The organism is Ruegeria alba (assembly GCF_022321465.1).
GTDB lineage: Bacteria > Pseudomonadota > Alphaproteobacteria > Rhodobacterales > Rhodobacteraceae > Ruegeria_B > Ruegeria_B alba.
The window spans coordinates 1-4,096 of the sequence record NZ_JAKOEM010000047.1 but is presented as its reverse complement, the minus strand read 5'-3'; the positions used below and the strand labels follow the sequence as shown (position 1 = coordinate 4,096).

General features: G+C 66.2%; 5 protein-coding genes. All 5 read left to right on the top strand.

Annotation, left to right across the window (positions count from 1 at the left end):
* Window positions 1–714, top strand: a 714-nt coding sequence (locus tag MB818_RS21600) for a 2-hydroxychromene-2-carboxylate isomerase (RefSeq protein WP_369426348.1), incomplete at its 5' end; no start/stop codon positions are given.
* Between the two features lie 132 nt (window positions 715–846).
* A complete protein-coding gene (locus MB818_RS21595) occupies window positions 847–1,785 on the top strand; it encodes a phage tail tube protein (protein ID WP_238906470.1) in 939 nt (312 codons plus the stop codon).
* Between the two features lie 2 nt (window positions 1,786–1,787).
* Window positions 1,788–2,237 (top strand): phage-derived protein YdaY family protein, encoded by a 450-nt coding sequence (locus MB818_RS21590; RefSeq protein ID WP_238906468.1) that lies wholly within the window; start codon window positions 1,788–1,790, stop codon window positions 2,235–2,237.
* A gap of 71 nt (window positions 2,238–2,308) precedes the next feature.
* Window positions 2,309–2,452 carry a DUF7697 family protein gene (locus MB818_RS21585; protein WP_238906466.1) on the top strand — a complete coding sequence of 48 codons (144 nt, stop codon included), beginning with the start codon at window positions 2,309–2,311 and terminating at the stop codon, window positions 2,450–2,452.
* Window positions 2,445–4,096, top strand: a 1,652-nt coding sequence (locus MB818_RS21580; RefSeq protein ID WP_238906464.1) for a phage tail tape measure protein, incomplete at its 3' end; no start/stop codon positions are given. The genes MB818_RS21585 and MB818_RS21580, both read left to right, overlap by 8 nt.

Below are 4,096 nucleotides of genomic sequence, written 5' to 3'. Positions count from 1 at the left end.
GAGCCTGAAGGCGGCCGTGATCCCGGTGGTGCTACACTACACCACGGCCGACCCGCTTGCGTGATATGGCCCCGAAACCTAGTCTTCTTCGAGCGGCTTGACGGAGGACAGGGAATGAGGCCGATAGATTTCTGGTTCTCGATCGGAAGCACCTATAGCTTCCTGACAGTGATGCGCCTGCCGGTCTATGTCCGTGAGCACGGTGTGAAGATTACCTGGCGGCCGTTCAACGTACGCTCGATCATGATCGAGCAGAAAAACATCCCGTTTGCCGACAAACCGTCCAAATCCGCCTACATGTGGCGAGATATTGAACGTCGTGCTGCAAAATACGGCCTATCGGCCAGCTTGCCTGCACCATATCCGCTTCAGAATCTGGCGCTCGCCAATCAGGTCGCGCTCCTCGGCATGAAGGAGGGATGGGGCGAGGACTACGCCGTTGCGACCTATCGAAGATGGTTTCAGCAGGGTGAGCCCGCCGGAAGCGAGCCAAATCTCTCGGATAGCCTGAAAGAAATTGGCCAGGATCCGGTTCGGATCATCGAAATCGCGAACTCGGCCCAAATCGAAGATGCCCTGGCCCTTGAGACCGAAAAGGCAAAAACTCTCGGTGTCTTCGGCGCACCCAGTTTCCTCGTGGATGGAGAGGTCTTCTGGGGTGACGACAGGCTGGACGATGCCGTGTCCTGGGCGCGGAGCGGCCGGGTCGTCTGAAACGACAGACGCTGACATCTCGAACCTGTGCGCTGCAGGCGCCTTAAGACGCCACGGTCGTTCTTCCTCATGGGCATGGCCAATGTGGCGGGATCGACGGTCACTTCTTGAACACCACAAAAGGAACTGATCATGGCACGAGCCCAAGGGGCGCGGGCGCAGATGGCGCTTGCGTTCGAGACGACCTATGGCACGCCGCCTGCAGGCGGCTTCACGAAGATGCCTTTCGCCAGTACCACGCTCGGCGCGGAGCAGCCGCTGCTGAACTCCGAGCTGCTCGGCTACGGCCGCGATCCGCTGGCGCCGATCAAGGACGCGGTGACGGCCGACGGCGACGTCGTCGTGCCGCTCGACGCGGAGGCCTTTGGCTTCTGGCTGAAGGCCGCCTTCGGGGCGCCGACTACCACCGGCACCGGCCCCTGGACGCACGAGTTCCAGTCCGGGGCGTGGGTGCTGCCAAGCCTCTCTATCGAGACCGGCATGCCGGAGGTGCCGCGCTTTGCCATGTATTCCGGCTGCGTTCTCGACCAGATCACCTGGCAGATGCAGCGGTCCGGCCTGCTGACGGCCACCGCCCGGTTGGTGGCGCAGGGCGAGACGGTCGGTACGACCACCAGCGCCGGCACGCCCACCGGGCTGGAGCTGAAACGGTTCGGCCATTTCAATGGGTCGATCACCCGGAACGGCTCGGCCCTCGGCAATGTGGTCTCTGCCGACATCACCTACGCCAACAACCTCGACCGGATCGAGACCATCCGTTCGGACGGTCGCATCGACGGCGCGGACCCGTCCATCGCCGCGTTGACGGGATCCATCGAGGTGCGCTTCGCCGACAGCACGCTTGTGACGCAGGCGATCAATGGCGATCCGTGCGAGCTCGAGTTCGCCTACGTCCTGCCGTCCGGCGAGAGCTTCACCTTTACCGTGCACGCCGTCTATCTGCCACGCCCCCGGATCGAGATTTCCGGGCCGCAGGGCGTGCAGGCCACCTTCGACTGGCAGGCCGCCCGCGACAGCGTCGTCGGCCGGATGTGCACAGCAACCCTGATCAACGACATCGAGGTGTACTGAGAATGTTGACGCTCGACCTGACCAACACCCCTCGCTGGCACGATCTCGCCCCCGGCGTGCGCGTGCAACTGCGCCCGCTGACGACCGCGCTGATGGTGGCGACCCGCAGCGATCCCGCCGTCGAGGCGGTGCCGGAAGAGGCTCCCGACGAGGAGCGTGCCGTCGCCTTCGCCAAGGCACTGGCTCGCCGCGCGGTGCTCACCTGGGAGGGCATCGGAGATGCGGACGGAAAGCCGATTGGTCCCAGCCCTGAGGCCATCGACGCGCTGCTCGATGTCTGGCCGATCTTCGAGGCCTTCCAGCTCGCTTACGTCTCGAAAGGCCTGCTGCTGGAACAGGAAAAAAACGCCTCCGCGCGCTCGCCGAGTGGTCCTTCGGCGGGGGCGAGCGATACTGCCAAGCCTGCCAAGGCCCGTGCCCGCGCTGCCCGGGCCGTGCGAACCAGCCGCTGACCCATGAGGGTTGGCAGGTCTGGGATCTGGTCGGTCGTCTCGGCGGTCAACTGCGTATTCTGCCCGGCGCGGTGATCGGCTGGGACATGTCGGCGGCGCTCGCGCTCGGGGATGCCCTCGGCATCCCGCCTCTGGCCACAGCCGAACTTCTGCCCGTCATCGAAGCGGTGATGGTGGCCAAGTACAACGAACAGATGGAACGTCCCGATGGCTGAGAAGAAGGTTTCTGTCCGCCTTGCTGCGGTCGGCGGCCGCCAGGTGCGCGCCGAACTGGAAGGTGTCGGCGAGGCCGGGGCGCGTGGGTTCGGCCGCCTCAGCCGCGAGATGGAGGCGGCGAACGCCCGGCTCGCGGGTTTTGCGCGCCGGGTGAAGGTGGCTGCCGCTGCAGCCGTCGCCGCTGCCATGGCCGCGGGTGTCGCCATGGTCCGCTCGGGTTTGGAGACGGTCGATGCACAAGCCAAGCTCGCGCAATCGCTCGGCACCACCGTTGCCTCGATCCAGACGCTCGAGCGTGCCGGCGAGTTGGCAGGCGTGTCGATGTCCGGGATTGAGCAGGCGACCAAGGACCTCACCCGGCGGCTGAGCCAGGCGGCCACCGGGACAGGCCCGGCCGCTGACGCGCTGGACCGGCTGGGGCTCTCGGCCAATGAACTGATCGCCCTGCCGCTCGACGCGCGCGTGGGCGCCATCAACTCGCGGCTAGAAGACTTCGTGCCGGCGGCCGAACGTGCGGCCGTTGCGGGTCAGCTTTTCGGCGAGGAAGGCTCCATCGCCATGTCACGCATCGACACCGCGACGCTGCGCCAGGCGACAGAAGACGTCCGCGCCTTCGGCGTTGTCGTCTCCGAGCAGGATGCCGACCAGATCGAGCGGACGAACGATGCGATTTCCCGGCTTGGGCTCATCTGGCGCGGGCTGTCGAACCAGCTGGCCGTTGCCGCGGCCCCCGCGCTGGAAGCTGTGGCCGATGCCATGGCCGCTCTCGCGAACCGCACCGGCCCGCTTGGACGGGTCCTCACCGGGCTCTTCGACAACATTGGCCGCCTGACCACTTACGCGGCCACCTTTGCCGCCTTCCTCGCGGGCCGCTGGGTCGCAGGCCTCACAGTTGCAGCCCTCTCCGTGCGCGGACTCGCCACCGCGCTGGTCGTCCTGCGCGGCGCCCTCATTCGCACCGGCATCGGGGCGCTGATTGTCGGCGCGGGCGAACTCGTACATCAGTTCACGCGCCTCGTCTCGGGTGCGGGCGGGTTCGGCAACGCGATGGCGCTGCTCGGCGATCTCGTCTCCGAAGTCTGGGAGCGGATTGGTCTGGGCGCAGCCAGTGTCGTTGCAGCCTTTGAGGCCGGGTTTGCCGGGGTCCAGGCCGTGACGGCTTCCGCGTTGCAGGGCGCACTTGAATCCGTGGTGGGCTTTGCGAATGCCGCCGTGAACAGCTTTGAAGGCACCTTCGAAGCGATCAAGGCGATCTGGGGCCTGCTGCCCGCCGCGATCGGCGATATCGCCTTCCAGGCCGCCAACAGCCTGATTGCCGGCGTCGAGGCGATGCTGAACGGTGTCGTTGCCCGGATCAACACCTTCATCTCCGGTGTGAATGCCGGGCTCGAGGCCCTCGGGGTCGAACGGCGCATTCCGGTCGTGCCCGATCTCGACCTGGGCCAGATCGAAAACCGCTTCGAAGGGGCCGCATCCAATGCTGCAAGCGTTGCACAAGCGGCCTTCGACCGCGCCTTTGCCGACAATCCGCTCACCGTGCCCGATCTTGGGCTGGTTGCTGCTGTCGATGCCGCGCGCGGACGTGCGGATGCCGCGCGGGCCAGATCCCTCGATCTTGCAGGGCAGGCCATGGCTCCGCTGGG